This is a genomic window from Streptomyces spongiae (assembly GCF_009377185.1).
In the GTDB taxonomy this organism is placed as follows: domain Bacteria; phylum Actinomycetota; class Actinomycetes; order Streptomycetales; family Streptomycetaceae; genus Streptomyces; species Streptomyces spongiae.
In genome coordinates this window covers 1-2,913 of sequence record NZ_VJZC01000876.1, presented here as the reverse complement: position 1 = coordinate 2,913, position 2,913 = coordinate 1, and the positions used below count along the sequence as shown (strand labels likewise).

At 69.4% G+C, this 2,913-nt stretch carries 3 protein-coding genes and 1 pseudogene; 2 read left to right on the top strand and 2 right to left on the bottom strand.

Going from position 1 to position 2,913, the window contains the following annotated elements; genetic code table 11:
* The first annotated feature begins 177 nt into the window (after positions 1-177).
* The gene (locus FNH08_RS48105; protein WP_152778214.1) at positions 178-1,164 is read left to right on the top strand and encodes a TIGR01777 family oxidoreductase; all 987 of its coding nucleotides are present in this window, start codon (positions 178-180) and stop codon (positions 1,162-1,164) included.
* 54 nt (positions 1,165-1,218) lie between these two features.
* Here the strand turns inward: FNH08_RS48105 and FNH08_RS48100 are convergent, their stop codons facing one another.
* Both FNH08_RS48100 and FNH08_RS48095 read right to left on the bottom strand, forming a co-directional pair.
* Positions 1,219-1,998 (bottom strand): GntR family transcriptional regulator, encoded by a 780-nt coding sequence (locus tag FNH08_RS48100; protein ID WP_152778213.1) that lies wholly within the window; start codon positions 1,996-1,998, stop codon positions 1,219-1,221.
* A complete protein-coding gene (locus FNH08_RS48095; protein ID WP_322726608.1) occupies positions 1,995-2,537 on the bottom strand; it encodes a GntR family transcriptional regulator in 543 nt (180 codons plus the stop codon). The genes FNH08_RS48100 and FNH08_RS48095 overlap by 4 nt, the downstream gene beginning before the upstream one ends.
* 159 nt (positions 2,538-2,696) lie before the next feature.
* Here FNH08_RS48095 and FNH08_RS48090 point away from each other — a divergent pair.
* Positions 2,697-2,913, top strand: a pseudogene (locus tag FNH08_RS48090) (hypothetical protein); the annotation flags it as partial.

Here is a 2,913-nt window from a genome sequence, read left to right as displayed (position 1 = left end):
CGGTGAGGGCGGTGGGGTTCGCCAGCGTAGGCACGTCGGGCGACGGATGGCCGGTTGCCGCGCGGGCCCGTGCGGCAGTACGGACCTGCGTGCCGCCTCCCGCCCTCCCCGAACCCTAGTTGAACACGTTCAAAAACAGGGGCTACGCTGAGGCTCCGAGCGAACCGAGGGGGTTCGATGAAGGTAGTGCTGCCCGGGGGAACCGGACAGGTGGGCACGATTCTCGACCGCGCGCTGACGGCGGCCGGCCACGAGGTCACGGTGGTGACCCGACGTCCCGCGCGGGCGCACCACATCGGATGGGACGGGGCCACGCTCGGCCGCTGGGCCGCGGCGATCGACGGCTGCGATGTCGTGGTCAACCTGGCCGGGCGCAGCGTCTCCTGCCGCTACACCACCGAGAACCTGCGGGCCATGATGGACTCCCGGGTGGATTCGGCGCGGGTGGTCGGCGAGGCGATCGCCGCCGCCTCGCGGCCACCGCGCGTCTGGCTGCAGATGAGTACGGCGACGGTCTACGCCCACCGCTTCGACGCGGCACACGACGAGGCGACCGGGGTGATCGGCGGCTCGGAGCCCGGAGTGCCGGACTACTGGGCGTACAGCGTCGCGATCGCGGAGAACTGGGAGCGGGCGCAGGCCGAGGCGCCGACTCCAGCGACCCGCAAGGTGGCGCTGCGCTCGGCGATGGTCATGAGCCCGGATCGGGGCGGTGTGTTCGACGTACTGTCGCGGCTGGCGCGACTTGGGCTGGGCGGTCCGGTGGCCGGCGGCGCGCAGTACGTCTCCTGGATCCATGACGAGGACTTCGTGCGAGCGGTGGAGTTCCTGATCGCCAGGGACGACATCGAGGGGCCGGTGAACCTCGCCTCGCCCGGCCCTCTTCCCCACCGCGATTTCATGCGCGTGCTGCGCACGGCCTGGGGCATCCCGGTAGGGCTGCCGGCGACGCGCTGGATGGCCGAGCTGGGGGCGTTCGCGCTGCGCTCGGACACGGAACTGCTGCTCAAGAGCCGTCGGGTGGTGCCGGGCCGGCTGCACGCGGCCGGGTTCGCCTTCACGTACCCCGACTGGGAGACAGCCGCCACATCCCTCGTACAGCGGGCCAGGCTGGTTCGTGCGGCATCGGGTCGGCCCCGTGCATCGAGCAGCCACGCTGTGTAGACGACCACGAGAAGTGGCCCAGAGCCCCTTCCCACTCTCGGCTGCGCGCCCGCGTCATTTGGCCGTGTACTCGTACTGCAGCTCGTACAGGTGACCGGCCTTCACCATCACCGTCGCTTCGATGGGGCGTTCGTGGTCCGTGTAGACGACTCGGAGAGTGCACAGGACCGGCAGGCTGCCGGGGAGGCGGAGTGCCTGGAACTGCTCCTGGGTGGGGATTCTGGCGGAGACCCGGTCCACGCTCAGGCGCGGCGGGTGGCCGAGTTCTGCCAGGAGCGCGGGAGTGCCGCCCTTGATCCTTGGGCGGTCCATCAGAGCCGTGCCGCGGGCGATGTCCAACGGGTAGTAGGACTGCACGAGTTCGGCAGGCTCGTCGTCAATCAGGAGGATCTGGCTCCGGAGCAGCGCCACACCGTCTTCCTGCAGCCCGAAAGCGGTGCGCACGTCCGCGGGTGGACGCGCCTCCCGCACGTCGAGGACGGAGATACGAGCGTCCGCACCGTACTTGGCCGCCTCGACGAGCCAGCGGTAGCTCTCTCCAGCGGCGGTCGGCGTCATGGACTCAGCGGGACGCACGGTGCGTTGACGGTGCTGTCGGACCGTGACCCCCGCACCCGCGCGCCCCACCACCAGGTTCTCGTCCTTGAGGAGTTGCACGGCCTTCTGCACGGTGGCGTTCGAAGCGTCGAAACGGGAGGTGAGCTGCGCGGTGGAGGGCAGCGTGGCTCCCGGCGCCAGCTCGCCGCTCATGATGTCGTCGCGCAGGTCGGCTGCGATCCGCTCGTGCAGCGAGCGGCGGTCGAGGGAATCCGGTTCGGCCTTGGGCACGGTCATCCGATCCTGATCTCGTATCGCAGTCTCTGCCTCAGTGCGGGCATCACCATACGGTCGACCTGAATGGGCCGGTCGTCACGGTCCAGCGTCAGTCTGGTGAGCCGCAGCACGGGCTCTCCAGGTGCGGTCCCCAGAACCTCCCGCTCCGCGTCGTCCGGCATCCCCGCCACGACATCCTCACGGACCACCACACCCACATGCCCCAACTGGGCAAGCAACGTGACAGCTCCACCAGGGATCTTGGCCGTCCCCGCAAGCCCTGTGCCCCGGGCGATGTTGGTGGGGTAGTAGGTGTCAGTCAGTTCGTTGGGCTGGTCGTCGAGCAGGATCAGGCGCCGCCGTACGACGACCGGCTCGTTATCCGAAAGCCCGAGCAGCCGCGCCACCTCGCCAGGTGCCGGCACCTCCCCGGCGTGGACGATCCGCTGGCTACCTCGCCGCCCCTGGGCAGCCGCGTCAGCGCTCCAGGCATCGCCCTGCCCCTTTTCGCGCGGGGTCAGATACGGCATCGAAGTGCTGACCCACCTGCTCTCGTTCACGAAGCCCTCCCCTGGGCCTACGACTGCTGTGCCGTCTGGCCTTGCCGCTCTACACGGTAAGCGACTGATCGCAGCGCCCAACTTCCAGGAGAGACCACCTTGATGCCTTTCGCGAATATCAGTAAGGTAATCACTGTTGGGTGCCTCAGCCTCGACGAGGTGGCCCCTGCGTCCCCGCCCAACGAGATCGTGACGGGAGCCCCCGACCCCGCGAGTACGGCCACCAGCGAACCCACCGGAGCCGACGACATGACCGACCTCATCCGCCGCCTCACCGCATGGATGGGCCTCCTGGCCAAGCCGGGCAAAAAGCGCCGCCGCCCCGCACCAAGGCCCCGCCAGATGTCCTCCGGCCCGCCCCTGGCATCCATTGTTC